The sequence below is a fragment of the Thioclava sp. genome (assembly GCF_048263065.1).
In the GTDB taxonomy this organism is placed as follows: Bacteria; Pseudomonadota; Alphaproteobacteria; order Rhodobacterales; family Rhodobacteraceae; genus Thioclava.
In genome coordinates, this window is record NZ_JBLXEM010000006.1 from 191471 (window position 1) to 218283 (window position 26813).

Sequence of the window (26813 nt, forward strand, 5' to 3'; positions counted from 1 at the left end):
ATCACTCCGCCAGAACCCAGGTATCTTTGACGCCGCCACCCTGGCTTGAATTCACCACGAGCGAGCCTTCGGTCAGCGCCACGCGCGTCAACCCGCCCGGCACCAGTTCGATTTTATCCCCGACAAGACAGTAGGGCCGCAGATCGACATGGCGCGGTGCCACTCCTTCCTCGACAAATGTCGGGGTGGTGGACAGCGCCAAGGTCGGCTGCGCGATGTAGTTGTCGGGGTCTTCCATGATCTTGTGACGGAAGATTTCGATCTGCTCTTTGGTGGATTTCGGCCCCACCAACATCCCGTAACCGCCTGATCCGTGAACCTCTTTGACGACCAGTTCGCCAATTTTATCAAGAACATATTTCAGATCGTCCGGCTTTGCGCATTGCCATGTCGGCACGTTTTCCAAAAGCGGCTCTTCGCCCAGATAAAAGCGGATCATTTCCGGCACGAAGGTGTAGATCGCCTTGTCATCGGCCACACCGGCACCGGGCGCAGAGGTGATCGTCACCCCGCCAGAACGGTAAACATCCATCAGCCCCGGCACGCCCAGCATCGAATCCGGACGGAAGCACAGCGGATCAAGATACGCATCATCCAGCCTGCGATAAATCACGTCCAGCTTTTGCGGCCCCTCAGTGGTGCGCATCCAGCAGAACCCGCCCTCGACAAACAGATCTGCCCCTTCGACCAGATCCACACCCATCAAATCGGCAAGGAAGGAATGTTCATAATAGGCCGAGTTGAAATGCCCCGGCGTGAGAATAGCAATCGTCGGCTCGCCACTGCATTTCGCGGGCGCAACCGAGGCCAGAGTGCGCCGCAGCGCCTCCGGGTAGCCCTCAACGGGTTCAATCCGGTTGTCGCGAAAGAGCTGCGGGAACATCCGCATCATGATCTCGCGATTTTCCAGCATATAGGACACACCCGAGGGCGTGCGGCAGTTGTCTTCAAGCACGAAGAACTGATCGCGCCCGGTGCGCACCAGATCAATGCCGACAATATGACTATAGATACCGCGCGGCGGCACAAAGCCGCTGACAGCACGCTCATAAGCCTCGTTTTGATAGACCAGACGGGCGGGGATGCGTCCGGCGCGCACGATTTCGCCGCGGCCATAGACATCAAGCAAAAAGGCATTCAACGCGCGGGCACGTTGTTTGATCCCGCGTTCAAGTTTGCGCCATTCCATCTGCGTAAAAACGCGCGGGAACATGTCAAACGGGATCAAACGATCCGGGTCGCCGCCCTCACCATAAACTGCAAATGTGATCCCGATCCGGCGAAACATCGCCTCGGCCTCAGCCTGCTTCATGGCACGGAATTCGGCGGGCATTTCGCGGGTCCAGCCGTCAAGCGCGCTGTAGGGCGCACGCACTTGGTCACCGTCGAACATCTCGTTGAAATACTCTGTCATTACGATCGCGGCTACTCCTGCTTCCCTACCTCATTTCTAAGGCTAGAGCTTCTTGAGGGAAAGGCAATCACGGCGGTTGTGGGGCGCAATGGGGCTAACGATGCTTTATTTGTGGCGTACTGCCCAAATTTTACGCACCCCTTGCCATTCCCGCCCCAAGCCCCCTATCTCAAGGCCAACATGCCAGACCAAGAGGACACCATGACACTTACGCCCCGCCGCCCCATCTATGATGCCAATGCAACTTCGGGGGGCTTTGGTGCGCTTCCCGACTGGGATCTGAGCGATCTCTATCCCGCGCCCGATGCGCCTGAACTTACCAAGGACATGACGTGGCTTGAAGAAAACTGCGCCGCTTTTGCGCACGATTATCAGGGCAAGCTGGCCGATCTGGATGCGCAGGGCATGGCAGACTGTATCGCACACTATGAGGTGATCGAGGAAAAAGCGGGCCGCGTGATGTCGTATGTCGGCCTGCGCTATTATCAAAACACCTCCGAGGCCGCGCGCGTCAAACAGATGGCGGATGCGCAGGACAAGATCACCACATTCACCACGCCGCTGGTGTTCTTCAGCCTTGAGTTCAACCGCATCGACGATGCCCGCTATGAATCGGTTTTCGCCGATCCTCTGGTTGCGCGCTACAAGCCCGTCTTTGACCGAATGCGCGCGATGAAGCCCTATCAGCTTTCCGATGAGATGGAGAAATTCCTGCACGATCAATCGGTCGTCGGGGCCTCGGCGTGGAACCGGTTGTTTGACGAAACCACCGCCGCGCTGGAATTCGAGGTGCTGGGCGAGACCCTAAGCCTTGAGGCCACGACAACGCTTCTCTCCGATCACGACCGCGCCAAGCGTGAAGCGGCGGCGCAAGCGCTGGCCAAAGTGTTTGGCGAAAATATCCGCACCTTCTCGCGCATTCACAACACGCTGGCCAAGGAAAAGGAGATTGAGGATCGCTGGCGCAAAATGCCCACGCCGCAGACCGGCCGCCATCTGTCCAACGATGTCGAACCCGAGGTGGTCGAGGCATTGCGCAATGCCGTGGTCGCCGCCTATCCGCGCCTGAGCCATCGCTACTACGCGCTCAAAGCCAAGTGGCTCGGCCTCGACAAGCTGCAAATCTGGGATCGCAATGCCCCGCTCCCCGCCGAAGATCCGCGCGAGATCAAATGGGACGAGGCCAAAGCCACGGTGCTTGACGCTTACGCGGGATTTGATCCGCGCATGGCCGAGATCGCGCAACCCTTCTTTGAGCGCGGCTGGATTGATGCGGGCGTGAAACCGGGCAAGGCTCCGGGCGCGTTTGCCCATCCGACCGTGACCACCGTGCACCCCTATGTCATGCTCAACTACCTTGGCAAACCGCGCGATGTGATGACGCTGGCGCATGAATTGGGCCACGGCGTGCACCAAGTGCTGGCAGCGAAACAGGGTGAAATGCTGGCCTCTACCCCGCTGACACTCGCCGAAACCGCCAGCGTCTTTGGCGAGATGCTGACCTTCCGCAAACTGCTGGCGGGGGCCAAGACGCAAGAGGAACGCAAGACCCTTCTGGCGGGCAAGGTCGAGGACATGATCAATACGGTCGTGCGCCAGATCGCGTTTTATGATTTCGAATGCAAGCTGCACGCAGCACGCGCAGAAGGCGAGCTGACGCCGGAAGATATCAACGCGTTGTGGATGTCGGTGCAGGGCGAAAGCTTGGGTCCGGTGTTTGAATTCATGCCTGGATACGAGACCTTCTGGTCCTACATCCCGCATTTCGTCCACTCGCCTTTCTACGTCTACGCCTATGCGTTCGGCGATGGTCTGGTGAACGCACTTTATGCGGCTTACGAGGCCGAGCCGCAGGGCTTCCAAGACAAGTATTTCGCGATGCTCGAAGCGGGTGGGTCAATGCACCATAAGGCGCTGCTCGCGCCCTTCGGACTGGACGCCACCGACCCCGCGTTCTGGGACAAGGGCCTGTCGATGATCGAAGGCTTTATCGACGAACTAGAGGCGATGGAGGGCTAAAGCCCACCCCAAAAATAAGCAAAAGCCGCGCGAACCCCACTTCGCGCGGCTTTCTGATACTGGCCTGCTTCCCTCTTCAGACCAGCATGTCCTCAACCTCGTATCGCGTCAGGCGCGGATGGCTCAGGCGACCGAACTCGCGCAGATGCGAGATTTGCGGAAAGACGCCGGTGAACAATTGCAACATGCGCGCGTCGATCATCCGCTCGGCCCCCTCGCCGGGGTGATAGCTTTCCACCTCAAGCCCGCCGACCTTGAGCGAGCCTTGGGTTTCCAACACCAGATGATAGACGCTGACGGGCGAGGCGGGTTGCACCTCGATTACGCTCACCCCGTCGATAAAGCCCGAGATAGGCACATAGGCCTGCTCAATCCCCAAGCGTCCGCGCAATCGCGCATCGCGCAGCCCGATGCGGGCATGCGGGCCCAGCACCAGATCGAGCATCGGGCGCGCTTGACCGAACGCCTCGGCAGCCACACGGATCAGCTTCGCCCCCGCCTCCGCACCAGTCGGAAACTTCGTCATTGAGCCGATCCAAGTGACCGTCTCGATGCGCCCCTCGGCGGTATGCACGCGCATGCCCGGCACGAGATCTTCGATTGCGACCGGACCTTCTTCGGTGGCCAGAACCGAGCCGCGCGCCATCGCAGAGAACGCCTCTTCGAATAGCGGTATCGCAGGGGCGATGCGGGTTTCGTCTTCGATCATCCCCCCCTCGCCGAGCCACATTGTAGAGTAGCGCCGCGTCAGCGCCGACGCCTTAAGCGCGCGCTTGGAGCTAGGCGGAGAGGCCCGCAAAACCCGCGCGGGCGCCTGCGAGACATGCGTATCAGATGCCGTGTGGAGGGGTGACAGCCCCGACACCGAGCGGTGGGTATTCCTCATGCGAGCAGCCTTCCGGTCTGTTCACATCTGCGACGGCCCCCACCGGATGCAGAGTGTTCAACGATAATGCCTATCGCTGCCACAGCCGTCAAATTTCAGCGTAAATTGTCGCTTGAGACGCGTGCAATGCGCCTACTCACTGCGGCATCGTTTCAGCCTCGGGAACGCGCCACCAAAGTCTTGCCATAATCTGAAGCGAATCACCCCGCGCCCCGGGGCAGGCCGGGACGCGGGGATATTTGGAACGAAAGTGGCAGCCTTCGCCCCGATTCCTCTCAACGACGCGCACGGATGTATCACTACAAGCCCCGTGTAGGCCGGAAAGGAAACTCAGACCCTCAAGACGCCGCGACGCGGCGTGCTGGGGCAATTTCGTGTTCGCTGCGCCGTTCGGACAGCGATTTGCGCGCGCCGCGTGCGAAGGGCGTTTGCACCTCGGTCACGGCGGCTTGGCGCAGTGCGGATTTGATCCAGCGGCTTTGGGTCGTTTTGCGGTTCATAGTTTGCTCCTGCCTCAGAATGCGTTTCCGGTTTCTCCGGTTTCACCCTGTATGGCGGGCTTTTGCGGCCAGTGTTTGGCGGTAGCAAAAGTTTTTTGCGAAATGCGGGCGTCAAATGTGGCGGGCGCGATTGTTTCAATATCCTGCGCAATCAAGGGTTTTTGCAGCGATTGCCGCGCGTGACGCCGAAAGTAAGGCCGATCAAAGGCGAGCCGCCCCCCATTCCTGCCGTAATCACAGACGAATCGCAGACAACAGCCGTCCATAATCTGCCTCACCGGCATGGGTCGTGCGACGATACGAGAAAAACAACTCGGGTTCGCTATAGGTGCAGCGGCGGATCCATTGTGCAGACCCGATCCCGGCGTCGCGCAGACGCTGCAGGCTAAAGCTTGGTAGATCGAAATGCGCCTTGCCGCCCGGCCCGCCCGAAAAGAAGCGGCTATAGGCGGGGTCCTCGATGATAAAGCGCTCCATGAATTCTTCGCCCACCTCATAGGCTTGCTGTGAAATACAAGGGCCGATCACGGCGGTGATATTCTCGCGCTGCGCTCCAAGGCGCTCCATCGCATCAAGCGTATTTTCCAACACCCCGTCCAGCGCACCGCGCCAACCGGCATGCGCCGCACCGATTACCCCCGCCTTGGCATCGGCAAACAACACCGGCTGGCAATCGGCCGTGAGCACCGAAATTGCGAGGCCCGGTGTGGCGGTCACGATCGCATCCGCTTCAGCAGAGGCCTCGGGTGGCGCGTCAATGGTCAACACATCTGCCGAGTGGACCTGATGAACGCCCACAAGTGCGCCGAGGGAAACCCCCAGCGCACAGGCCGCGCGGGTGCGATTGGTGCGCACAGCATCGGCTTGATCCGAGGAACCGGGGCCACAATTCAGCCCCCAGAAGATGCCCGAAGACGCCCCGCCCTTGCGCGTAAAGAACCCGTGCTGCACGCCGCTCAGCGCAGGGGCCGTCAGGATTTCAAGGGTGGTCTCCATCGCATTTCCTTGCCAATCAGAGCGCATCAAAGCCGGGGGGCAGCGCCACACCTTGAGGCACAATCGCCAGCGTTTGGAATAGGTGACCCATTTCCGCGGGATGGGTCAAGCGGCGATGCGCGGCGATATGGGCGTCGAGGGCTTGGCCCGTCATCGCTTGCGCCAAGGTTTGCGCACGCGCGGTGATGCCCAGCCGTTCCAGCAGCACACCCTGCGCGGTCATGGCGCTGGCCTGCGCACGCGCCGCGCGGGCGGCTTGAGCGAGCGGTTCAAAGTCGACATGCGCGGTCAGATCGGCCTCGCCGGGGGTGGCGAACGGATCGACGGGTTGATGGGCGCGCAGGGCTTGGAACGTATCGCCCAAGCTGTGCCAATTGCCGTAATCTATCAGGATCGCCGCGCCGCCTTGGGCTGCGATCTGCGCTGCCAGATCGCCAGCAAATGCCACAGCAGGCGCGCAGGTTTCTACCACGTCGCCGGGTTTGGTGTCGCCAAACCGTGCCTCAAGCGCGGCCAATCGCGTCGGTGGCGCAAGACCGGGCAGCAGCGCGCCATCTGCCCCAAGCCCGACTTGGCGTTCTGACCAACCCGCTTCGACCCGCTGAAATTGCCGGATCGGCAGCGCGTCGAGAAATTCATTCGCGACCAGAAACACCGGTTGATCGGGCAGCGAGGCGAGGCTGTCATGCCACGTCACCTGATGCCCCGCCAGCGTCGCACGTTGAATGTCGCGCAAAGCTGGCGAAGCCTCGATTAGATGGATCTGCGCCGCCGCGACCATCCCCGGCACAGCCCGCATCGCGCGCACCATATCGGCCATCAATGTGCCCCGCCCCGGCCCGGCCTCGGCCAGAGTGAACGGCGTTGGGCGCCCCTGATCGACCCAAGCCTGCGCAAGCGCCAGCCCGATCATCTCGCCAAACATCTGTGAAATTTCAGGCGCGGTGATGAAATCGCCAGCGGCCCCGAACGGATCCCGCGTGGCGTAATAACCATGCGCGGGATGCAGCAGGCACGCGCCCATGTAGCGGTCAAGCCGCATCGGGCCTTCCACCGCGATCTGCCCCGCCAAAAGCTGCCCTAGCGGCGTCATAGCGCCTTAGGCGCACGCATCGCGCGGATCACGAAATACAGCCCGACCAAGATCATCGGGATCGACAGCACCTGCCCCATCGTCAACCCCAGCCCATCGGTGAAGCGGATTACATGGCCGTAGGGGTTGCCAAGGGTGACAAATTGCGGGTCGCCTTGGCGAAACAGTTCGACAAAAGCGCGCGCCGCGCCGTAGCCCGTCAGGAAGATTCCAAGGCTTAAACCAGGGAGTTTCAGCGAGCGGGCAAAACGCATCATACCCCACAGGATCAGGCCCAGGAAAAGGCCCTCCAGACCCGCCTCATATAGCTGCGAGGGGTGGCGCGCGCAGGTTCCATCGACCTGCCCTGCAAGCCCCAGACAGGTCTGCGCGGCTTCACCTGGAAAGATCACACCCCAAGGCACATCGGTCGGACGACCCCACAGCTCTGGCTTGATGAAATTCGCAATCCGGCCCAGAAACAGCCCGATTGGCGCAACCAAAGCCATCGCATCTGCGAGTTGCAGCTTGGGCACTTCATGGCGGCGCGCGAACCACCAGCCCGCAACCAGCGTGCCCAGAAAGCCGCCGTGAAACGACATGCCGCCTTGCCAGACCTTAAGCACATCCAGCGGATGCGCCAGATACCAAGCCGGTTCGTAAAACAACACAAATCCCAGACGCCCGCCCAGCACCACGCCCAAAATCACCGCCGTCAGCAGGTCTTCGACCTTGCCCGGTGCCATTGGTGCTGCGTTGTTTGGCCACAAACCCGGGCGCTTCATCAACGCCACGATGATCCGCCAGCCCAGCACCAGCCCCGTAATATAGGCCAGCGCATACCAACGGATCGGCAGGCCCACGAACGGGATGGTCAACGCGACCGGATCGAATTGCGGAAAGGGAATGGCAAGGGGCAGCAATGCGATCTCCTCGGGATGATGCGCGGCGAGAAAGCCTTGTCGCGTCGGGGAAGTCAACCTTGCACCCCGGCCCCGCGCGGCCCATATAGGCCTTAACCTATTACGTTCACGCGAGGGGATGCCCATGCAACCGCCAAACAAGATTTTCGATGAAATGTCCAAGCTGATGACCAATGCGATGGGCGTGGCCCAAGGTGCCAAGGACGAGGCCGAAACCGCGATGAAATCGTGGATGGACCGCTGGCTGGCGGATCGTGATTTCGTCACCCGCGAGGAATTCGACGCGGTGCGCGCGATGGCGCAAAAAGCGCGCGAGGAAAACGAGGCGCTTAAGGCGCGGCTTGATGCGATGGAAGGGGCGAAAAAGCCCGCCGCGAAAAAGGCCAAGCCTGACGCCTAAAGCGATTGATGGGATTGAAATTGAAAAGGCCGCTCGTTTTCAGAGCGGTCTTTTTCATGTTCAGACGGGTGCGGCGTGCCTTAGCAGCGCTGAACCGAAACCGTCTGCCAGATCAGATTAGCCGGGGCTTGGGACTCCATGAAGGCAATGTCATAGGCGTCTCGGCCCACTACGATCACGGCCATCGCATCGGCGCCGCACATACCGGTCGCATCAACAAGATGCCATGCGCCGTCTAGCCAAACCTCGGCCACCGCGTGGAAATCCTGCGGCTCCACATCCGGCCCATAGGCCGAGACCGCGCGCGCCGGAATTTGCGCCGCCCGCACCATCGTGCACAGCAGATGCGCATAGTCGCGACACACGCCCTGACGCCCCGCGAAGGTTTCCAGAACATTGGTGTCCGAATCAGAACTGCCCGGAACATAAGACAAGTTCGACTCGATCCAGTCGCGAATTGCGGCAACCTTGCTGCCCCCTTCAAGATGCCCAAACCGCTTGTTCACGAACGAGATGAACTTGTCAGACTGGCAATAGCGCGAGGGACGCAGATAGGGCGCGGCTTCGGCCGTGATCTCATGCAGCGGCATCGCGCGCAAACCATGAAGCGACACGGGATCGCGCGTAACGTCGACCTCTGCATGATACTGCAACCACATCTCATTTCCCGGCACCCGCGCCCAGATACGCTCCCCGACATTGCTATCGGCAGCGATGCGAAACACCTCGGAATAGCCGAGATTCATCGTTACATTGCTGATGATTTGCCCGGGAATTTGCGCCGCCTCGACCGCCAGCGCGACCGTGTTCGGGCAGGGAAAGCTGTAATGCATCTGAACGTCGATCAAAAAGCGCATGGCTGTCCCTGTTCTCGTCTTGTTGGATAGGCAATCGGCGAACGGTCGGAAAGGTTCCACACTATAGTGAAACGTCCCGAGTCAGGGCAGTGTAACGCCCATGTTTAGCCGATTACACCGCGCGCGCCACCGGTTTGCCCGCGATCCATCAGCAATTGATCAAGGATCACGCAGGCCATCATCGCCTCGGCCACCGGCACGGCGCGGATGCCGACACAGGGGTCGTGGCGGCCTTTGGTGATCACCTCAACCTCTTCGCCCCGCGTGTTGACCGAGCGGCGTGGCGTCAGGATCGAGCTGGTTGGCTTTACCGCGAAACGAACGGTTATCGGCTGGCCGGTGGTGATGCCGCCTAAGATTCCGCCCGCGTGGTTGGACAGGTATTCCACCCCACCTAGCCCCATCACCATCTCATCGGCATTGTCCACGCCAGTCAAGGCCGCTGCAGCCATCCCCTCGCCGATCTCAACGCCTTTGACCGCGTTGATCGACATCATCGCGGCAGCTAGTTCGGTGTCCATCTTGGCATAGATTGGCGCGCCAAGACCGGCAGGGCAACCCTCGGCCACGACCTCAATCGCGGCGCCGACCGAGTTTTGTCCCTTGCGGATCGCGGCGAGGTAATCGGCCCATTCATCAACCGCGAGTGCGTCGGGAATGAAGAACGGGTTTTGCAGAATCTGGTCGCGATCAAAGCGGGCGCGGTTGATATGCTTGGCCCCCATTTGCACCATGTAGCCGTAGATTTTTAGATCGGGCACCAGTTGCGCCAGCGCGGCCTGCGCCACGCCCCCCGCCGCCACTCGCGCGGCCGTTTCGCGCGCGCTGGAACGCCCGCCGCCGCGATAATCGCGCACGCCATATTTCTGGTGATAGGTAATGTCGGCATGGCCGGGGCGGAACTGCTGCGCGATCTCGCCGTAATCCTTGGAGCGCTGATTGGTGTTCTCAATCATCAGCTGGATCGGCGTGCCGGTCGTGCGCCCCTCGAAGGTGCCCGACAAGATACGCACCGCGTCGGGCTCCTTGCGCTGCGTGGTTTCCTTGGACTGGCCCGGTCGGCGGCGATCTAAAAATTGCTGGATGAACGCTTCGTCCAGCGCAACGCCGGGCGGGCACCCATCGACCGTCGCGCCCAAAGCTGGCCCGTGGCTTTCGCCCCAAGTGGTGACGCGGAACAGGTGACCGAATGAGTTGAACGACATGGAGCACGGCCTTTGCGGGTTTCTCTGCCTCCGCATTATCAACTTGCCCGCTATAGGGCAACGCGCATCCCCCCAAGATCCAAATTGCGCCAAGGGCGCCGCAGATCGCACGTTAAGGTTGATCAATATCAAAACTGCGTCATGCTGAATGAAACGGATGGAAGCAGGGAGACGCGCCGATGACCACCACAACGACACCGCCCCCATCTGGCGGGAGAAAGAAAATTTCACTGACAACGCAGATCATGGTCGCGATGGTCGCGGGTATCATCGTCGGGGTCATCTTTAACGCCATCGATTCCAATTTCATCAACACCCAGATCGTAGGCGGGTTGTTTGCGATGGTGGGCAAGATGTTCGTCAACGCGCTTAAGATGCTGGTGGTGCCGCTGGTGTTTTTCTCGCTGATTTGCGGGGTCACGGGAATCGGCGACATCCGCATTCTCGGTCGCGTCGGGGGCAAAAGCTTTGGGCTTTACATGATGACCACCGCAATCGCGATTGCCGTGGCGATTGCGATTGCCACGCTGATCGGGCCGGGCAAAGGCTTTGATATGGCGGGTGTTGATACCTCTGGCATCACCGGCAAAGAGGCCCCCTCGGTCTGGGATGTGTTTGCCGGGATCGTGCCGACCAACCCGGTCGCAGCCTTTGCCAACGGTGAGATGCTGCAGATCATCTTCTACACGATCATCCTAGGTATTGCCGTGCTGATGCTGGGTCATCAATCCAAAGGCTTCGTCGAGGCCTCGGAATATATGAACGAGGTAATGATGAAGATCGTCGCCATCGTCATGGCCGCCGCCCCCATCGGGGTGTTCGCGCTGATTGCCAAGACCTTTACCGAGCAGGGGATCGACTTGTTCGTGCCGGTGCTGGCCTATGTGCTGACGCTGGTCTTCGCGCTGCTGCTGCACCTGTTCGTAACGCTGATGATCCTTCTCAAGGTGTTTTCGGGCCTCAGCCCGATCACGTTCCTGAAGAAAATCCGCCCCGCGCAGATCTTTGCTTTCTCGACCGCGTCATCCAACGCCACCATCCCCGTCACGCTGCGGTGCGTCACCGAAGGGATGGGGGCGAAGAACTCGGTTGCGTCCTTCTGTATCCCGTTCGGGGCGACGATCAACATGGATGGCACCGCGATCATGCAGGGCGTCGCCACGGTGTTCCTTGCCAATGTCTATGGCATTGACCTCGGGCTGGGCGGTTATCTGACGGTGATCGCGATGGCCGTGCTGGCCTCTATCGGGACGGCGGGCGTGCCGGGTGTGGGCCTCGTGATGCTGACCATGGTGCTTAGCCAGGTCGGCCTGCCGATTGAGGGGATCGCGCTGATCCTTGGCGTCGACCGGTTGATGGATATGATCCGCACGGCGGTGAACATCTCGGGCGATGCGGTGGTGACGGCGATTGTCGCCAAGACCGAGGGGCAGCTGGATATGGCTGTGTTCAACGACCCCAACGCCGGCACTGTCACCGACGATCTGGACATTGACGAGGCCGCCGAAGAGGAACTTGCCCAATATGCCAAGCCGCATTAGCGGCACCTGTCGCAAAACGCGATAGATAACAACTGTCGCGCCGGGAAAGCCCTTGCACCCCGGCGCGGCGCTCTTTAGTTTGTGGCCTACCTCGGGGTGCCAGTGAACTCTGGCTGAGATGCGATCCGCGCGAACCCGTTGAACCTGAACCGGTTAAGACCGGCGGAGGGAAGGTAGTCGGATCTCCCGGCCCCACTCCGCCCGGCAAGCCCTTGGAGTGAGACATGAAATCCACCCTGATGCTTGCGGGAGCCCTGAGCCTGATCGCCACTTTGGCGGTTGCGCAGGACAAGCCCGTGCTCACAGTTTATGCGCCTGATTATTTCACCAGCGAATGGGGCCCCGGCCCCGCGATTGAAAAGGACTTTGAGGCGATCTGCGGTTGCGATCTGAAATTCGTCGCTGGCGACGTACTGCCCCGCGTGATGCTGGAAGGGGAGCGGACCTCGGCTGATGTGGTGATCGGTCTGAACACCGATGTCACCGCCAAGGCGCGCGCCACCGGCCTGTTCGCGCCCCATAACGAGGACACCTCGGATCTGACCATGCCCGTGAAATGGGACGATCTGATCTTTCTGCCCTTCGATTGGTCCGATCTGGCCTTCATCTATGACAAGACCAAGCTGGAAAACCCGCCCCACAGCTTTGCCGAACTGCTGGATGCCCCGAAAGACGCCTATAAAATCGTAATCGAAGACCCGCGCAGCTCCGCAGCCGGGCTGTCGCTGCTGCTGTGGGTCAAGGCGATCTATGGCGATCAGGCTGACGCGGCATGGGAAAAGCTCGCGCCGAAAATCCTGACCGTGACGCCGGGCTGGTCCGAGGCCTACGGCATGTTCACCGATGGCGAGGCCGATATGGTGCTAAGCTACGTCACCTCGCCCGCCTATCATATCATTGCCGAGGACGATGACAGCAAGGTCGCCGCGATCTTCCCCGAGGGGCACTATTTCACGCCCGAACTGGCGGCCCAGCTCAAAGGTTCAAAGCACCCGGAACTGGCGCAGAAATTCATGGACTACATCCTGAGCCCCGAGTTCCAGAAGATGATCGTCACCGCTAACTGGTCCTTCCCGGCCAAGCTGCCCCATGACCAACTGCCCGAGGTGTTCCAAACCCTGCCGATGCCCGAAAAGTCGCTTTATATCGGCGAGGTCGAGGCCGAAAAACTGCGCGGACCGGCGCTGGAAGAATGGCAACGCGCGCTCGCGAAATAGCCCCGGCGGCCCTTGCGGGCGCGGTGTTGACCGCGCTCGTTCTGGGCACGCTGGCGGCTGTAGCGATCCGCGCGGGCGGGTTGAGCGGGTTGCGCGCCAGCGATCTGGCCGCGATCCGCTTTACGCTGTGGCAGGCGGCGCTGTCGGCATTACTGTCCTGCGCGCTGGCGATCCCGGTGGCACGCGCGCTGCACCGACGCCGCTTTGCCGGGCGTGATCTGCTGATCTCGCTGATGGGCGCGCCCTTTATCCTGCCAGTGATCGTGGCCGTTTTCGGGCTGATCGCGGTGTTCGGGCGGCGCGGATTCATCAACGCAGCGCTGGGACATTTCGGGATCGAGCCGCTCTCGATTTATGGCGCGCAAGGGGTGATAACGGCACATGTGTTTTTCAACCTGCCGCTGGCCACGCGGATGATCCTGCATGGCTGGCAGGCGATCCCGTCCGAGCGCTTCCGCCTTGCCGCCAGCCTTGGATTTGGCCCTGTCCAAACCGCGCGCCAGCTAGAGCGCCCGATGCTGCGTGCCGTTCTGCCCGGTGCGTTTCTCGCGATTTTTCTGGTCTGCCTTACATCGTTTGCGGTGGCGCTGACGCTGGGCGGCGGGCCGCGCGCAACTACGGTGGAGCTGGCGATTTATCAGGCCTTTCGGTTTGATTTCGACATGGGTCGAGCCGCCAGCCTTGCGCTGGTGCAGGTCGCGATTTCGGTTACAGCGCTGCTGATCGCGGCGCGCGTGACGCTGCCCGCCAGCTTTGGTGCGGGCAATGACCGGAGTTTCGCGCCGATTGCGCAACTCTCGGGCGGGGCGGCACACACCGCGCTGGACGAGGCCGCGATCGTGCTGGCCGCCGCCTTCCTGCTGACCCCGATTGGCGCAGTTTTCGCCCGCGGCCTGCCCGCACTAACCAACCTTCCGCCGATGATCTGGAGCGCCACGGCGACCTCGCTCATCATCGCGCTGGCCTCGACGATTGCGACTTTGTGCGTCGCGCTGCCCCTCGCTCTGGCCGCGAACCGTCATCGCTGGGCCGAGATCGCGGCAATGCTGCCGATGACCGCTTCGGCGCTGGTGATGGGCACGGGGGCGTTCCTGATCGCGCGGCCATTTGTGAACCCCACCAACCTTGCACTGCCGATGGTTTTGCTGACCAATGCCGCGCTGTCGGTGCCTTTTGCCACCCGCATCCTGCTGCCCGAGATTCGCACGCTTCAGACCGATTACGACCGGCTCGCGGCCTCACTGGGCTTGCGCGGGATCGCCCGGTTACGCCTGCTGACGCTGCCCCGCCTTGCCCGCCCCCTTGGGTTTTCAGCCGGGCTGGCGGCGGCGTTTTCGATGGGCGATCTGGGGGTGATAACGCTATTTTCTGACGGGCAGACCCGCACCCTGCCGCTGGCCTTGTTCCAGCTGATGGGATCGTATCGCATGGATCAGGCGGCAGGCGCGGCAAGCCTGCTCTTGATCCTTACCTTCGCGCTGTTTTGGGCGCTTGACCGATTGGGACATTATGCTGACCCTCAATAAGCTGCTGATCGAGCAAGGAGATTTCCGCCTGACGGCCGATTTTTCGATCCCTGTCGGTGCGCGGGTCGCCGTGATCGGTCCCTCAGGGGCGGGCAAATCCACGCTGCTTTCGGTGATCGCGGGGTTTTTTGCACCGCGCGCGGGGCGTGTTCTGTGGCACGGCGAGGACATCACCAATACCGATCCCGGCACACGCCCGCTCTCGATCCTGTTTCAAGACCAAAACCTGTTCCCCCATCTCAGCGTGACCCGTAATCTCGCGCTCGGGCTGAACCCCGATGGCAAAGTCGATGCGCAAGACCGCATCCGCATCGAAACCGCGCTGAATCGCGCGGGGCTGGAGGGGATGGGCGCACGCAAGCCCGGCCAGCTTTCTGGCGGCCAACAAAGCCGTGCGGCGCTCGCGCGGGCCTTACTGCGCGCGCGCCCAATGCTGCTGCTGGACGAACCCTTCGCCGCCCTTGGCCCGGCACTGAAGGCGGAAATGCTGGGGCTGGTGGCGCAGATCGCGCGCGAACAGGGCACAACGGTCTTGATGGTCAGCCACGACCCAGACGACGCCCGCGCGCTATGTTCGCAGACGGTGCTGGTGGCTGATGGCGTAGCGCTTGCCCCCCAAGACACGCAGAGCCTGCTCAATCACCCGCCCCCCACTCTGCGCGCCTATCTGGGAGAGTGACCCGGCGCGCGGCGCTCAATCAGGGCGATTATCCAGCAAGGCGCGGCGCGATTCAGATGCAAACTCGCGCCGCCACAGCATCGCGGTGGTAAACACCGTCGTGGCGATCAGCGCCAAGGGCCCCAGCAACCAAGCCAGCGTCGCCAGCGCGAAATAGACCGAGCGCAACCCGCGATTGAAGCTTTTGGCAGCATTAATATTGATCTGCGCGGCCTGATCCGCGCGCGGATAGGCCAGCGGATCGTCGGGATCATTTGGCACCGCCGCCATCGCAATCGCGGCGTAAGAAAACAGCCGATGCGACCAGACGAATTTCAAAAACGCATTGGCGCCAAACAGCACCGCCGTAAGAATGCGCGCCTCCCAAAGCAGCGTTGGTCCCTGCGACAGCGCAAAATCGCTTGCGATATCCGTCAGCGGCTTGGGGTTCGCCATCAGTGCCAGCCCGCCGCCAATCGCGATCAAGGCGGTCGAGGCGAAGAACGTCGTCGATTGGCGCAGCCCGTCCACCATCGCGCTGTCAAAGATTCGCGGTTGGCGCGTCACCAACTGGCGCATCCATTCGCGGCGATAGCTCTCCATCAATTTCCCCATCGAGGGGCGATGGCTGGGCGAGTGCTCGGTCAGCCAGCCAATCGCAAGCCAGCAGATCACCAGCACGACAAGCGCGATCAAATCGAGCGGGGTAAGCGGGCCAAAGAGACTGTTTTCTGTCATGCTCTCTGTTAGCGTGAGAGGAGTTGACTTGTCACGCGCCAGAATTGGTTATAATTTCTGACCAAAGGGAGGAGACGCCATGCAAATGCCGATACCCGATGCCGATTTGCTTGCCAACAAGGCGCAGATCGTAGCGCGCCTACGCGAGGTTCTGCCCCGCGATGCCGTGATCGACGATCCCGCCGAGACGCGCGCCTATGAATGCGATGCGCTTTCGGCCTATCGCTGTCAGCCGCTTGCGGTGGTCTTGCCGCGCACCACCGCCGAGGTCGCCGCCACGCTGAAGCTGTTGCATGATCTGGGCGTTCCGGTCGTGCCGCGCGGGGCGGGCACGTCGCTGGCGGGTGGGTCAATGCCGCAGGCCGATTCGGTGGTGCTGGGGCTGGCGCGTATGAATGGCGTGCTGGAAACCGATTACGACAACCGTTTTATTCGCGTGCAAGCCGGACGCACGAACCTGTCGGTCACTGGTGCCGTGGAAAGCGATGGCTGGTTTTACGCCCCCGACCCGTCCAGCCAGTTGGCCTGCGCGATCTCGGGCAATATCGCGATGAATTCGGGCGGCGCACATTGCCTGAAATACGGGGTGACGACGAATAACCTGCTGGGCGTTACGTTGGTCACGATGCAGGGCGAGGTGGTCGAAATTGGCGGGGCCTATCTAGATTCCGGCGGGCTTGATCTGCTCGGGCTAATCTGCGGCTCGGAGGGGCAACTTGGTGTCGTCACCGAGGCCACACTGAAAATCCTGCCCAAGCCCGAAGGCGCGCGCCCGGTCCTGATCGGGTTTTCCTCCAACGAGATCGCGGGCGCTTGTGTCGCCGATATCATCCGCGCCGGGATCTTGCCGGTCGCGATCGAATTCATGGACCGCCCCTGTATTCGCGCCACCGAAGCGTTCTGCCACGCAGGCTATCCCGATTGCGAGGCGCTGCTGATCGTGGAATGCGAGGGCTCAAAAGCCGAGATCGACGAGCAAATCGGCATGATCCGCCAGATCGCCACGCGCCACGATCCAGTGGAGTTCCGCGAGGCCGCCTCGGCGGATGAGGCCGCGCGGATCTGGCTGGGGCGCAAATCGGCTTTCGGCGCGATGGGCCAGATCAACGATTACATGTGTCTCGACGGCACGATCCCGGTCAATGAACTATCCTTCGTGCTGCGCCGGATCGAAGATCTGTCGAAGGACTACGGCCTTGATGTCGCCAATGTCTTCCATGCGGGCGATGGCAATATGCACCCGTTGATCCTGTATAACGCCAACGAGGCAGGCCAGCAGGAGCTATGCGAGCAGTTGGGGGCCGAGATCCTCAAGCTGTGCGTCGAGGTCGGCGGCTGTCTGACTGGCGAGCATGGCGTGGGCATCGAAAAGCGCGATCTAATGAGCGTGCAATTCGCCCCCGTCGATCTTGAGGCGCAGCTGCGCGTTAAGGATGTGTTCGATCCGAAATGGTTGCTGAACCCGGCCAAGGTGTTTCCGCTTGGCATGACCGAAAGCCGACGCATCATCTAGGGGCACTGCCCCGGAATATTTCAAGAATTTGGAAGGCAGAGCTTCATGAAAATTGAAAGCGAGGCGCAACTGGTCGAGGCAGTGCGCGATGCGACCGGGCCACTCATGGTGCGCGGAGGGGGCACGCGGCCCGTGGGGCGATGTGTTGGCGAGACACTTGAGATCGCGATCTCGGGGATTTCGCTTTATGAACCGGGCGCTTTAACGATGGTGGTCGGCGCGGGCACGCCCTTGGCCGAGGTCGAGGCCGCTTTGGCCGCCGAGGGGCAGCGTCTGCCGTTTGAGCCGGGCCAATGGGGCGCGGTTTTGGGAGCGGCGGGGCAAAGCACGATCGGCGGCGTGGTGGCGGCCAATGTCTCGGGGCCGCGTCGTGTGCAGGCGGGCGCGTGCCGCGATTCCCTGATCGGGGTGCGGTTCGTCGATGGCCGGGGCGATGTGATCAAGAACGGTGGCCGGGTGATGAAAAACGTCACCGGTTATGATCTGTCGAAACTGATGGCCGGGTCTTGGGGAACTTTGGGTGTGCTGAGCGAGGTCGCGTTCAAGCTTCTGCCCGCCGCGCCAACGCAAGCCACGGTCATCGTCGATCTGCCCGCCGGGGCGGCGCAGGTGGCGTTGGCAGCGGCGCTTGGCTCGCCTTTTGATGTGTCGGGCGCGGGCTGGGTTCCGGGCGTGGGCGCAGTTGTGCGTGTAGAAGGGTTGGCGCAATCGGTCGAATATCGGGCCGCCAAGCTGGCCGCCCTTCTTGAACCTTTCGGAGCGACCCGGATTGAGCAAGACGGCTCGGGGGCGATCTGGGCGGATCTGCGCGATCTGGCTCCGTTTATCGGCAAGCCGGGCGACTTATGGCGGCTGTCCGTCAAGCCCTCAGAAGCCGCTGATATCATCGCGCGTTTGGGTGGCGAAGTGATGCTCGATTGGGGCGGCGGGTTGATCTGGGCGGTATTGCCAGAGGGCGCCGATGCCCGCGCGCTGGCCGCACCCTATAGCGGCCACGCCACCTTGATGCGCGGCACTCAAGGGGCGGCATTTCAACCCGAACCAGCGCCCGTCGCAGCCCTCTCAGCTGGGTTGCGCGCACAGTTCGATCCGCGCGGCATTTTGAACCCCGGAAGGATGAGCTGATGCAGACGAATTTCACCGAGGAACAGCTGAAAGATCCGGGTACTGCGCATGCCAATGACATTCTGCGCGCCTGCGTGCATTGTGGTTTCTGCACCGCGACTTGCCCGTCTTATCAAGTGCTTGGCGATGAATTGGACAGCCCGCGTGGACGGATTTATCTTATCAAGGACATGCTCGAAAGTGGGCGTGACGCCGATGAAAAGACCGTGAAACATCTGGATCGCTGCCTGTCCTGCCTCGCCTGCATGACCACCTGCCCCTCGGGCGTGAACTACATGCATCTGATCGATCACGCGCGCGTCCATGTCGAAAAAACCTACAAGCGCCCGCTGATGGACCGGATGCTGCGCTGGACGCTGGCCAAGATTGTGCCTTATCCGGGACGGTTCCGGTTGGCGATGGGCGGGGCAAAGCTGGCGAGGCCCTTTGCGCGGTTTTTGCCCGACAAACGCCTGCGCGCAATGATCGCCATGGCGCCGAAATCTATCCCGCCAGTGTCGCGCAATGACGACCCGCAGGTCTTCGCCCCTATCGGCGCCAAGAAATACCGCGTGGCATTGCAGATCGGCTGTGCGCAGCGCGCGCTTAACACCGATATCAACGATGCCACGATCCGCCTGCTGCGCCGACTTGGTTGTGAGGTAGTCGTGCCCAAGGATCTGGGGTGTTGCGGCGCGCTCAGCCATCACATGGGCCGCGAAATCGAGGCCCATGCCCAAGCGGCGCGCAACATTCACGCTTATCTGGGCGAGGGCGATCTGGACGCGGTGATCATCAATACCTCCGGCTGCGGCACGACCGTCAAAGACTATGGCCACATGTTTCGCGATGACCCGCTGGCCGAACAAGCTGCGCAGGTTTCCAAGCTTGCTTTCGACATTTCTGAATTTCTCGAAAAAATTGGAATTCCTGAAGCGAGCGGAAATATGCGCGTCGCTTATCATGCTGCCTGCTCGCTTCAACATGGCCAGCAGATTAAATCTGCACCTAAAGACTTGCTGAAACGCGCCGGGTTTGAGGTGGTCGAACCTGCCGACAGCCATCTGTGCTGCGGCTCTGCGGGCACCTATAACCTGCTGCAACCCGAGATCTCGGACGAGCTGAAGCGGCGCAAAGTTGCGACCCTTGAGGCAAAATCACCGCAGGTCATCGCGGCGGGCAATATCGGGTGCATGGTGCAAATCGGCGGGGGCACCGATGTGCCTGTGGTACATACAGTCGAGTTGCTTGATTGGGCGCTAGGCGGGCCGAAACCGCCCGCTCTGATCGGGTAACTTCGCGCAAACCGCGCCACAGTTCAGCCCCATTCGCGCGATACCTATTGGCCAACACACCAGCGGAGTCCTCGAATGCGGCTGATCGCCTTTCTCACTGTCTTGCTCGCGTCAGCGCTGCCCGCGCTGGCCGATCAACCCTTGCAAGCACTTGAGACAGGGGATGCGTCACGCGGCTGGGAAGCTGTAGGCAAGCTGGATCTTGGCCATGGAGGCTTTTGCACCGGCACGTTGATTGCGCCCGATCTGGTGCTGACGGCAGCGCATTGTCTGTTTGACAAACGCACCGGTGCTATGGTTGACGCAAGCGACATCGAGTTCCGCGCGGGCTGGCGCAATGGGCGCGCGCTGGCCTATCGCAAGGTGAAACGCGCGATCGCCCATCCGTCCTATCACTATGACGGGCCAAGACAGCTGGCACGGTCTTCGTTCGACCTCGCGCTTGTCGAGCTGGCGCTACCGGTGCGCCTGCCGCAGTTGCGCCTATTCGAACTCGATCAAAATCCGCCAACCCGCAACGAAAGTGTCGGCGTTCTATCCTATGCCAAAGGGCGCTCCGAGGCGCCATCGCTGCAACGCGCCTGTCGTGTCATTGAGCGCGAAAACAACACAGTCGTGCTAAGCTGCTCGGTCGATTTCGGGTCTTCAGGTGCGCCAGTTTTCACGTTGGATAACGGTGTGCCGCGCATCGTTTCGGTCATCTCGGCCAAGGCGGAAATCGGGCGCGAGAAGGTCTCGGTCGGGGCTTTGGTGCGCGGCGTCGCAGATCTGCGCGCCGATCTCGCCTCACGCGAAGTCACTGATGGCGCGAATGAAATCCGCGTCAAAGGCGCAAAATTCCTACGTCCCTGATAGGAGCCCCCCCATGCATCGCCGAAATTTACTACGCATGATTTTACCCATGGCGCTTGGGTTGACTCTGCTCGCTCCATCCGTATCTGCGCAAAGCGGGCTGGATGCGCTGTCACGGCGCTCTGATCTGTTTGGCTGGGAGGCCGTGGGCAAGGTTCGCATCGGGAAAACCGGATATTGCACGGGCGTGTTGATTACGCCAGATCTGGTACTGACGGCCGGGCATTGCATCTTTAATCGTGGCGCGAAAAAGCCGCGTAATCCGTCGGAACTGACCTTCTTAGCGGGGCAAACAGGCGACCATAATATCGCCGCGCGTCCGGTCGTGCGCATGATCGCTGATCCGCAATACACGCCCTACGCGCCACTCTCGGCTCAGACGGTTCGCCACGACGTCGCTTTGCTGCAACTTGCGACGCCGATTCCGAGTTCGATCGCAGCATGGTTTCGCGTCGGAACCGCAGGAGACAAAGGCGCACAGGTAAGCGTGGTGTCGTATGCGCGCGGACGTGCTGACACGCTATCTTGGCAGCGAGATTGCACAGTGTTCGGCCGTGCGCAGGGGCTGATCGGGTTTGATTGCGATGTCGATCACGGCTCCTCTGGCGCGCCGGTTTTTGACCGCTCGGGTGTCTCGGCCGGGCAGCGCGCGCAGATTGTTTCGCTCGTGTCGTCTGGCGAACGTTCTAACGGGAAAGTGCAGGCCTATGGTATGGAGCTGCCAAGCATCGTGGCGCAGCTCAAGTCAAATTTGCGCTCAGGGCGGGGCGTGATCGAGGGGAAAGCCGCCCCAGCCCAAAGCGCGCGTATGATAAAGCCAAATCAGCGGAGCGCACCCGAAACGGGCAAGCCGCGCATCTTGAACGGCGGCAGCTCAGGGGCGAAATTCCTGCGCCCTTGAGGGTGCGTCCCCCTCTTGAATTGGCAAATCGCGATCCCCAAATTCCTCTCATCGGGATGCCATAACGGGTCTCGAGTTGAAAACTGCCCGGCCCGGAAGGGCGGGCGCTTAGCATCGCTCAAGAGAGGATGATGACATGCGAAACTTTGACCTATCTCCGCTGTATCGTGCCACTGTCGGCTTTGACCGGGTGGCGGATCTGATGGATCGCGCGCTGACCAGTGATGTCGCACAGCCGACCTACCCGCCCTATAATATCGAGAAGATCGACGAGAATTCTTATCGAATTTCCGTTGCCGTTGCTGGCTTTGGCAGCGACGAGTTGGGCGTCGAAATGAAGGAAGGCAGCTTGATCGTAACGGGCCGCAAATCCGAGGATGACAAACGCAGCTACCTGCATCGCGGCATCGCGACCCGTGCGTTCGAACGCCGCTTTGCGCTGGCCGATCATGTGAAAGTCACCGGTGCCAGCCATGAAAACGGCATGCTGCATATTGATCTAGTGCGCGAAGTGCCCGAGGCGCTGAAACCCCGCAGGATCGAAATTGCAGGACCGGAAACCACCGGTGCCAAGCAGGTCGAAACCGTCGAGGCATAACGCCGAAAGCGCTTGAAAATTACGGGCGCGGGGGGGCAACCTCCCGCGCCTTTTCGCTGCGCCGATCCGTGTCCTGTGAAAAGCAAAACGCCCGAGGTTTCCCCCGGGCGTCCTTAAAACTCTCGACTAAGGGCGATCAGCCCTTTTTCAAACAGCGATTGCCCAGCGTTTCTGCGATTTGCACCGCGTTCAGCGCGGCACCCTTGCGCAGGTTGTCAGATACGCACCAGATGTTCAGCCCGTTCTCAATCGTCGAATCCTGACGGATGCGCGAAATATAGGTCGCGTAATCACCAACGCATTCGATCGGGGTGATGTAGCCGCCGTCCTCGCGCTTATCGATCACCATGATGCCGGGCGCTTCACGCAAGATGTCGCGCGCTTCGTCCTCGTCCAGAAACTCTTCAAACTCGATGTTGATGGCTTCCGAATGGCCCACAAACACCGGCACGCGCACACAAGTGGCGGTCAGCTTGATCGACTTGTCGATGATCTTCTTGGTTTCAGCGACCATTTTCCACTCTTCTTTGGTGGAGCCATCGTCAAGGAACACGTCGATATGCGGGATCACATTGAACGCGATCTGCTTGGGGTAAACCTTGGGTTCGACCTCTTGGCCGGGCACATACATGCCCTTCGTCTGGTTCCACAGCTCGTCAATCGCATCTTTCCCCGAGCCGGAAACCGACTGATAGGTCGACACCACAACGCGCTTGATCTTAGCGCGGTCATGCAGCGGTTTCAGCGCCACAACCATCTGCGCGGTCGAGCAGTTCGGGTTCGCGATGATATTTTTCTTGGTGTAGCCATCGACCGCCTCAGGGTTCACCTCCGGCACGACCAGCGGCACATCGGCGTCATAGCGATACAGCGAGCTGTTATCGATCACTACACAGCCCGATTTCGCTGCGATCGGCGCATATTTCTTGGTCGCATCCGAACCAATCGCGAACAGCGCAATATCCCAGCCTGTGAAATCAAAGCCTTCTAGGTCCTTGGTCTTCAGGGTCTTGTCGCCAAAGCTGACCTCAGTGCCAAGCGAGCGACGCGACGCAAGCGCGACGATCTCGTCGACCGGGAACTGGCGCTCAGCCAGAATGTTCAGCATTTCGCGGCCCACATTACCCGTGGCACCAGCGACGACGACTCTATAGCCCATCAAGACCTCCTTGCCCAAAAAGAACAAAGGCGCACATATCGCCTTCGAGCGGAAAATAAAAGGGTTATGGCGCAGATCAGTTGCGAATGATGCGCGAATCTTGTGCGATCAGAGTGCCCACTAGTGCAGCCTCGGCGGCGAAATCATGTGGCACCTTGTCAGCGCTACGCGATCCTGACAGCGACAGCGAGGCGAAGAAGTCAAAGCCGTACAGATCCAACCGCGCAAGGTTGGAGCGCGCGAGCATATCAATTAGCATCACCCCAGTCGTGGGCTGCGCCCCAAGACGGGTCTTGAGCGCCTCGTAATCGTCAAGCGGATGCAGATAAAACCCATCGCTTTGCGCGCTTTGCCAGTCAAGACGCTTGCGTTTATGGCCCATCCACAGGATGCGCCCCGGCTTGATCCGCGCGCGATCCGCGGCGCTCAACGAGGTCGCCAGCGCCAGCCAATCGGTGCGCGTGCCGTGGCTTCGTACGCTTGGCATTGGCGCGCGGTTGATGCGGATCACCACGTCATGCCCGTCGATTTCCGCACCCGCATCGCCCTCGGCCAGCGCGCGCGCATTGCCCACCAGCGCCACCGACTTGCCCGCCAGATCGCCCGACAACTCCGCTTGCGACACTGAAAGCGCCGCCAGCGGTGCCTCTTGGCGCATCAGACGCGCCATCAGAAACCCGAGCCGCGTCACGCCAGCATCTCACGATAGATCGCGACCAATGCGGCCGCCTCGCCCTCAATGCGAAAATCCGTCTCGGCGTGCGCTCGTGCTGCGATTTTCGCCGCGGCGAGACGCGCAGGATCGTCCAGAAACGGCGCGGCAGCCGTGGCCAGCGCAGCGGGATCACCCGGGTCGACCAGCGCGCCGGTCTCATCCGTCACGATTTCTTCGAACGCGCCGACGCGGGTCGCGACAACCGGCACCCCACAGGCCATCGCCTCAATCGGCGTCAGACCAAAGCCTTCCCAACGCTGCGGCGCGATATACAGGTCAAGCACGCGATACCAATCGGCCATCTTGTCGACGCTCACCTCGGGCAGAAACAGGATGCGACCCGCCAGGCCGGACTTAGCCACGCGCGCCTTTAACCCCTCAAGAAATGCGCCATGTTCCCCAACGGCGCGCCCCATCACCAACCCCGTGACGTTGGGGCGCGAGGGCAGCACCGCGATCATCGCATCGACGAACGCATCCGTGCCCTTTTGCGCGCGAATACGCCCGTAGCACCCTACCAGTAGTCCCCCAGGCAGCCCCAGCTTGGTGCGCAATGCCGCACGATCCGGCGCGGGCGTGAAGCTGTCGGCGTCAATGCCGTGCAGAATAACGTCGCAATTTCGCTCCAGATAAGAGGCCGTGCGCTGCGAGGTCGCCACAACGCGATCCATCTTTCCAATCAACCATTTCGTGTAGCCGCTATGCTGACGCTGGCTTGCCGAGGTGAACAACAGCTTCAGCCTCATCCGCAAGACATCACGCAAAAATAGCCCCAGCAGCATCTCGGTATTGCGTCGCGCATGCCAAACCCGTTTGCGCCGTGGCAGAAACGGCAGGCGCCAGAGCGGCACATGCGGCACCTCCGCCGGCAGCCCCGGTCCCGTCGCCACAATCCCGATCTCACGCGCCTGAATGGGCACCAGCCGCACCACGGTGGCGGTGACGCCCGACAGGCGCTGTTTGAGGTTTGGGGCGATCACGTCAATCTGGGTCATGTGTTCGTTCTAATTCAGACCATCGCCAGTGTCGCGGGTGAAAACGTAAAACCCCAGACCAACGACGAGCGGCGCCAAGAAGAACGCAAACAGCAGACCATAGGCGGTCGCAGGCGCAAACTGCGCCGAGGCAAAATCAAACACCGGACGCGACGCAAACTGCATCGCCGCTACCCCCATGATCGAGAACATATTGTGCAGCGTCACGCCGCGCCCGGTCAGATGGGGCGGATAAAACGTGCGCCCATGCGCCATGATTACCGGGAAAGACGCGCCGGAAAATCCGATCAGCGCCAAAATCACCGTGGCCAACGGCAGCGATTGCGCGCTCCAGAAAACCAGCGCCGCGAGCGCCAGCACAAGCGCGCCGTTGCCCGCCAAGATCACCCGCTTGTGGCTGCCAAAGAGACGATCCGCAGGGCCGTAGGCGAAATTGCCCGCGATCATCGCAAGTCCCATCACCAGCGTCACCCGGCCAATCACATGCGCATCCGCGCCAAACACATCAGCCAGATATGGCCCCGCCCAGATCCCGCGAATCCCCGCCGCCGCCGTGTAATTCGCCATCGTCAGGGGCAAAAGCATCCAAAACCCCGGCAGCTTTAGCACATCCAGCGCCGAACCGCGCCGCACGCCGGGCGGCTGCACAATACGCTCGGGATCGCGCGCGAAGATCAAGATCAGGGCCGCCACGGCCAGCGTCACCCCCGCCAACACCCAAAGCGAGGGACGCCAGCCAAACTGCCCCACCGCCCAAGCCAACGGCGCCGCCCCCGCCAGATTGCCCAAACTGCCCACCCCCATCATCGAGGCCGCAAGCGTGCCAAACAACGCCGGTTTGAAGCTGCGCGCAAATATGAAATAGCTGCCCACAAGGATCGGCCCGCAGCCCATCCCGATCAGCACCATCGCGATGTGAATGCCCATCGGCCCCTGCGCCAACGCGAAGGCCGCCGCCCCGCCACCGCCACCAAGGGCCAGCGTCCAGCCCACCGTGCGGCGCGGCCCGATCCGGTCCAGCGCCTCGCCCACCGGGATCTGCACCAGCGCAAAGGCTCCATACCAAAGCCCCAGCGACACCGCCAAATCCCCCGCCGTCACGCCAATCTGATCATGCAGCACAGGGGTCAACACGGCCAGACAGGTACGATAAAACTGGCTCAGCAGATAGGCTGCAACCAGACAGGCGATGGATAGGCGCATATAGGCTCCGGGGCGAAAACTCGCGCCAAGCTGCAAGATGGCGCGGATAAGCACAAGGGGCGGCCTTGCCAAGGCGCGCGCGGGCTTACAGGATAGGGCGAACCACCTGACAGGAGCCTCACGCGATGGAGTTGACCCGACTGATGCTGCGCCTCTATTTCGGGGATGCGATGCTGGGGCCCGGCAAGGCCCGACTGCTCGAGTCAATCGCCTCTGAGGGCTCAATTTCAGCAGCCGGGCGCGCGATGGGCATGAGCTATAAACGCGCCTGGTCTTTGGTAGACGAAATGAACGGCGCCTTTCGCGCACCCTTGGTCGACAGTGTGCGCGGTGGTCCGCAAGGCGGTGGCGCGGCCCTGACCGAGACGGGCGAGGCCGTTCTGTCGACCTATCGTGCGCTAGAAGCCAAAGTCACGCAAGCCGGTGCGCCCGAAATCGCGGCGCTCGCGGCGTTGATCGCCCCGCCAAAGGCGTAATCTGGGCAAGTCCACGCCGATTTCGCCCAAACTGCGCTATTCTCCCCATT

General features: G+C 61.3%; 26 protein-coding genes and 1 riboswitch. Of the genes, 13 read left to right on the forward strand and 13 right to left on the reverse strand.

Annotated features, from left to right (window positions below; translation table 11 throughout):
- Position 1 precedes the first annotated feature (1 nt).
- Positions 2-1414 carry a circularly permuted type 2 ATP-grasp protein gene (locus ACN0SD_RS10935; RefSeq protein ID WP_417808277.1) on the reverse strand — a complete coding sequence of 471 codons (1413 nt, stop codon included), beginning with the start codon at positions 1412-1414 and terminating at the stop codon, positions 2-4.
- A 201-nt stretch (positions 1415-1615) separates the two neighbouring features.
- Here ACN0SD_RS10935 and ACN0SD_RS10940 point away from each other — a divergent pair, with 201 nt between their 5' ends.
- Positions 1616-3433 carry a M3 family oligoendopeptidase gene (locus tag ACN0SD_RS10940; protein ID WP_417808278.1) on the forward strand — a complete coding sequence of 606 codons (1818 nt, stop codon included), beginning with the start codon at positions 1616-1618 and terminating at the stop codon, positions 3431-3433.
- A gap of 76 nt (positions 3434-3509) precedes the next feature.
- On the opposite strand, the gene ACN0SD_RS10945 is transcribed toward ACN0SD_RS10940, so the two are convergent.
- The 5 genes from ACN0SD_RS10945 to lgt form a co-directional block, all read right to left on the reverse strand.
- Entirely contained in the window at positions 3510-4319 is an 810-nt protein-coding gene (locus tag ACN0SD_RS10945; protein ID WP_417808279.1) for a Hint domain-containing protein, read from the reverse strand.
- Positions 4320-4657: 338 nt separating this feature from the next.
- Entirely contained in the window at positions 4658-4819 is a 162-nt protein-coding gene (locus ACN0SD_RS10950; protein ID WP_417808280.1) for a hypothetical protein, read from the reverse strand.
- Positions 4820-5053: 234 nt separating this feature from the next.
- Entirely contained in the window at positions 5054-5815 is a 762-nt protein-coding gene (gene pgeF, locus ACN0SD_RS10955) for a peptidoglycan editing factor PgeF (RefSeq protein ID WP_417808281.1), read from the reverse strand.
- A gap of 16 nt (positions 5816-5831) precedes the next feature.
- The gene (locus ACN0SD_RS10960; RefSeq protein WP_417808282.1) at positions 5832-6908 is read right to left on the reverse strand and encodes a class I SAM-dependent methyltransferase; all 1077 of its coding nucleotides are present in this window, start codon (positions 6906-6908) and stop codon (positions 5832-5834) included.
- Complete coding sequence (lgt, locus tag ACN0SD_RS10965) at positions 6905-7810, reverse strand: prolipoprotein diacylglyceryl transferase (protein WP_417808355.1); 906 nt, start codon at positions 7808-7810, stop codon at positions 6905-6907. Before lgt ends, ACN0SD_RS10960 begins: the two co-directional genes overlap by 4 nt.
- Before the next feature lie 124 nt (positions 7811-7934).
- Here lgt and ACN0SD_RS10970 point away from each other — a divergent pair, with 124 nt between their 5' ends.
- Positions 7935-8210, forward strand: a complete 276-nt coding sequence (locus tag ACN0SD_RS10970) for an accessory factor UbiK family protein (protein WP_038128706.1) — start codon at positions 7935-7937, stop codon at positions 8208-8210.
- Positions 8211-8290: 80 nt separating this feature from the next.
- Here the strand turns inward: ACN0SD_RS10970 and ACN0SD_RS10975 are convergent, their stop codons facing one another.
- Both ACN0SD_RS10975 and aroC read right to left on the reverse strand, forming a co-directional pair.
- Positions 8291-9067 (reverse strand): transglutaminase-like domain-containing protein, encoded by a 777-nt coding sequence (locus ACN0SD_RS10975; RefSeq protein ID WP_417808283.1) that lies wholly within the window; start codon positions 9065-9067, stop codon positions 8291-8293.
- Positions 9068-9171: 104 nt separating this feature from the next.
- The gene (gene aroC, locus ACN0SD_RS10980) at positions 9172-10272 is read right to left on the reverse strand and encodes a chorismate synthase (protein ID WP_417808284.1); all 1101 of its coding nucleotides are present in this window, start codon (positions 10270-10272) and stop codon (positions 9172-9174) included.
- A 179-nt stretch (positions 10273-10451) separates the two neighbouring features.
- On the opposite strand from aroC, the gene ACN0SD_RS10985 reads away from it, so the two are divergent.
- The 4 genes from ACN0SD_RS10985 to ACN0SD_RS11000 all read left to right on the forward strand — a co-directional run bounded on the left by ACN0SD_RS10985 (position 10452) and on the right by ACN0SD_RS11000 (position 15235).
- Positions 10452-11813 carry a dicarboxylate/amino acid:cation symporter gene (locus tag ACN0SD_RS10985; RefSeq protein WP_417808285.1) on the forward strand — a complete coding sequence of 454 codons (1362 nt, stop codon included), beginning with the start codon at positions 10452-10454 and terminating at the stop codon, positions 11811-11813.
- An 82-nt stretch (positions 11814-11895) separates the two neighbouring features.
- Positions 11896-12001: riboswitch (TPP riboswitch) on the forward strand.
- A 36-nt stretch (positions 12002-12037) separates the two neighbouring features.
- A complete protein-coding gene (gene thiB / locus ACN0SD_RS10990) occupies positions 12038-13030 on the forward strand; it encodes a thiamine ABC transporter substrate binding subunit (RefSeq protein WP_417808286.1) in 993 nt (330 codons plus the stop codon).
- Positions 13006-14556, forward strand: coding sequence for a thiamine/thiamine pyrophosphate ABC transporter permease ThiP (locus tag ACN0SD_RS10995; RefSeq protein WP_417808287.1), 1551 nt, complete (start codon positions 13006-13008; stop codon positions 14554-14556). The genes thiB and ACN0SD_RS10995 overlap by 25 nt, the downstream gene beginning before the upstream one ends.
- Positions 14540-15235: an ATP-binding cassette domain-containing protein gene (locus ACN0SD_RS11000; protein ID WP_417808288.1), complete on the forward strand. Its 696-nt coding sequence runs from the start codon at positions 14540-14542 to the stop codon at positions 15233-15235. Before ACN0SD_RS10995 ends, ACN0SD_RS11000 begins: the two co-directional genes overlap by 17 nt.
- A 15-nt stretch (positions 15236-15250) precedes the next feature.
- On the opposite strand, the gene ACN0SD_RS11005 is transcribed toward ACN0SD_RS11000, so the two are convergent.
- Positions 15251-15952, reverse strand: a complete 702-nt coding sequence (locus tag ACN0SD_RS11005) for a DUF599 domain-containing protein (protein WP_417808289.1) — start codon at positions 15950-15952, stop codon at positions 15251-15253.
- Between the two features lie 79 nt (positions 15953-16031).
- On the opposite strand from ACN0SD_RS11005, the gene ACN0SD_RS11010 reads away from it, so the two are divergent.
- From ACN0SD_RS11010 to ACN0SD_RS11035, 6 genes are all read left to right on the forward strand, one after another.
- Positions 16032-17465 (forward strand): FAD-linked oxidase C-terminal domain-containing protein, encoded by a 1434-nt coding sequence (locus tag ACN0SD_RS11010; protein WP_417808290.1) that lies wholly within the window; start codon positions 16032-16034, stop codon positions 17463-17465.
- A 45-nt stretch (positions 17466-17510) separates the two neighbouring features.
- A complete protein-coding gene (locus ACN0SD_RS11015) occupies positions 17511-18590 on the forward strand; it encodes an FAD-binding protein (RefSeq protein WP_417808291.1) in 1080 nt (359 codons plus the stop codon).
- Positions 18590-19864, forward strand: a complete 1275-nt coding sequence (glcF, locus tag ACN0SD_RS11020) for a glycolate oxidase subunit GlcF (RefSeq protein WP_417808292.1) — start codon at positions 18590-18592, stop codon at positions 19862-19864. Before ACN0SD_RS11015 ends, glcF begins: the two co-directional genes overlap by 1 nt.
- A gap of 75 nt (positions 19865-19939) precedes the next feature.
- Positions 19940-20716, forward strand: a complete 777-nt coding sequence (locus tag ACN0SD_RS11025; RefSeq protein ID WP_417808293.1) for a trypsin-like serine peptidase — start codon at positions 19940-19942, stop codon at positions 20714-20716.
- 13 nt (positions 20717-20729) lie between these two features.
- Positions 20730-21617 carry a trypsin-like serine peptidase gene (locus ACN0SD_RS11030; RefSeq protein WP_417808294.1) on the forward strand — a complete coding sequence of 296 codons (888 nt, stop codon included), beginning with the start codon at positions 20730-20732 and terminating at the stop codon, positions 21615-21617.
- A gap of 136 nt (positions 21618-21753) precedes the next feature.
- Positions 21754-22215, forward strand: coding sequence for an Hsp20 family protein (locus tag ACN0SD_RS11035; RefSeq protein WP_417808295.1), 462 nt, complete (start codon positions 21754-21756; stop codon positions 22213-22215).
- 136 nt (positions 22216-22351) lie between these two features.
- On the opposite strand, the gene ACN0SD_RS11040 is transcribed toward ACN0SD_RS11035, so the two are convergent.
- The 4 genes from ACN0SD_RS11040 to ACN0SD_RS11055 all read right to left on the reverse strand — a co-directional run bounded on the left by ACN0SD_RS11040 (position 22352) and on the right by ACN0SD_RS11055 (position 26287).
- On the reverse strand, positions 22352-23374 hold the full coding sequence (locus tag ACN0SD_RS11040; RefSeq protein ID WP_417808296.1) for an aspartate-semialdehyde dehydrogenase: 1023 nt from the start codon (positions 23372-23374) through the stop codon (positions 22352-22354).
- A gap of 76 nt (positions 23375-23450) precedes the next feature.
- Positions 23451-24065, reverse strand: coding sequence for a glycosyltransferase family 29 protein (locus ACN0SD_RS11045; protein ID WP_417808297.1), 615 nt, complete (start codon positions 24063-24065; stop codon positions 23451-23453).
- The gene (locus tag ACN0SD_RS11050) at positions 24062-25084 is read right to left on the reverse strand and encodes a glycosyltransferase family 4 protein (protein ID WP_417808298.1); all 1023 of its coding nucleotides are present in this window, start codon (positions 25082-25084) and stop codon (positions 24062-24064) included. Before ACN0SD_RS11050 ends, ACN0SD_RS11045 begins: the two co-directional genes overlap by 4 nt.
- Before the next feature lie 9 nt (positions 25085-25093).
- A complete protein-coding gene (locus ACN0SD_RS11055) occupies positions 25094-26287 on the reverse strand; it encodes an MFS transporter (RefSeq protein WP_417808356.1) in 1194 nt (397 codons plus the stop codon).
- A gap of 125 nt (positions 26288-26412) precedes the next feature.
- Between ACN0SD_RS11055 and ACN0SD_RS11060 the strand changes: the two genes are divergently transcribed.
- A complete protein-coding gene (locus ACN0SD_RS11060) occupies positions 26413-26763 on the forward strand; it encodes a winged helix-turn-helix domain-containing protein (protein WP_417808299.1) in 351 nt (116 codons plus the stop codon).
- Positions 26764-26813 lie beyond the last annotated feature (50 nt).

Excerpts from the sequence above, each read along its gene's own strand:
- ACN0SD_RS10935 (WP_417808277.1), bottom strand. The coding sequence starts at position 1,414 with ATGACAGAGTATTTCAACGAGATGTTCGACGGTGACCAAGTGCGTGCG.
- ACN0SD_RS10940 (WP_417808278.1), top strand. The coding sequence starts at position 1,616 with ATGACACTTACGCCCCGCCGCCCCATCTATGATGCCAATGCAACTTCG.
- ACN0SD_RS10945 (WP_417808279.1), bottom strand. The coding sequence starts at position 4,319 with ATGAGGAATACCCACCGCTCGGTGTCGGGGCTGTCACCCCTCCACACG.
- ACN0SD_RS10950 (WP_417808280.1), bottom strand. The coding sequence starts at position 4,819 with ATGAACCGCAAAACGACCCAAAGCCGCTGGATCAAATCCGCACTGCGC.
- pgeF (WP_417808281.1), bottom strand. The coding sequence starts at position 5,815 with ATGGAGACCACCCTTGAAATCCTGACGGCCCCTGCGCTGAGCGGCGTG.
- ACN0SD_RS10960 (WP_417808282.1), bottom strand. The coding sequence starts at position 6,908 with ATGACGCCGCTAGGGCAGCTTTTGGCGGGGCAGATCGCGGTGGAAGGC.
- ACN0SD_RS10970 (WP_038128706.1), top strand. The coding sequence starts at position 7,935 with ATGCAACCGCCAAACAAGATTTTCGATGAAATGTCCAAGCTGATGACC.
- ACN0SD_RS10975 (WP_417808283.1), bottom strand. The coding sequence starts at position 9,067 with ATGCGCTTTTTGATCGACGTTCAGATGCATTACAGCTTTCCCTGCCCG.
- aroC (WP_417808284.1), bottom strand. The coding sequence starts at position 10,272 with ATGTCGTTCAACTCATTCGGTCACCTGTTCCGCGTCACCACTTGGGGC.
- ACN0SD_RS10985 (WP_417808285.1), top strand. The coding sequence starts at position 10,452 with ATGACCACCACAACGACACCGCCCCCATCTGGCGGGAGAAAGAAAATT.
- thiB (WP_417808286.1), top strand. The coding sequence starts at position 12,038 with ATGAAATCCACCCTGATGCTTGCGGGAGCCCTGAGCCTGATCGCCACT.
- ACN0SD_RS10995 (WP_417808287.1), top strand. The coding sequence starts at position 13,006 with ATGGCAACGCGCGCTCGCGAAATAGCCCCGGCGGCCCTTGCGGGCGCG.
- ACN0SD_RS11000 (WP_417808288.1), top strand. The coding sequence starts at position 14,540 with ATGCTGACCCTCAATAAGCTGCTGATCGAGCAAGGAGATTTCCGCCTG.
- ACN0SD_RS11005 (WP_417808289.1), bottom strand. The coding sequence starts at position 15,952 with ATGACAGAAAACAGTCTCTTTGGCCCGCTTACCCCGCTCGATTTGATC.
- ACN0SD_RS11010 (WP_417808290.1), top strand. The coding sequence starts at position 16,032 with ATGCAAATGCCGATACCCGATGCCGATTTGCTTGCCAACAAGGCGCAG.
- ACN0SD_RS11015 (WP_417808291.1), top strand. The coding sequence starts at position 17,511 with ATGAAAATTGAAAGCGAGGCGCAACTGGTCGAGGCAGTGCGCGATGCG.
- glcF (WP_417808292.1), top strand. The coding sequence starts at position 18,590 with ATGCAGACGAATTTCACCGAGGAACAGCTGAAAGATCCGGGTACTGCG.
- ACN0SD_RS11025 (WP_417808293.1), top strand. The coding sequence starts at position 19,940 with ATGCGGCTGATCGCCTTTCTCACTGTCTTGCTCGCGTCAGCGCTGCCC.
- ACN0SD_RS11030 (WP_417808294.1), top strand. The coding sequence starts at position 20,730 with ATGCATCGCCGAAATTTACTACGCATGATTTTACCCATGGCGCTTGGG.
- ACN0SD_RS11035 (WP_417808295.1), top strand. The coding sequence starts at position 21,754 with ATGCGAAACTTTGACCTATCTCCGCTGTATCGTGCCACTGTCGGCTTT.
- ACN0SD_RS11040 (WP_417808296.1), bottom strand. The coding sequence starts at position 23,374 with ATGGGCTATAGAGTCGTCGTCGCTGGTGCCACGGGTAATGTGGGCCGC.
- ACN0SD_RS11050 (WP_417808298.1), bottom strand. The coding sequence starts at position 25,084 with ATGACCCAGATTGACGTGATCGCCCCAAACCTCAAACAGCGCCTGTCG.
- ACN0SD_RS11055 (WP_417808356.1), bottom strand. The coding sequence starts at position 26,287 with ATGCGCCTATCCATCGCCTGTCTGGTTGCAGCCTATCTGCTGAGCCAG.
- ACN0SD_RS11060 (WP_417808299.1), top strand. The coding sequence starts at position 26,413 with ATGGAGTTGACCCGACTGATGCTGCGCCTCTATTTCGGGGATGCGATG.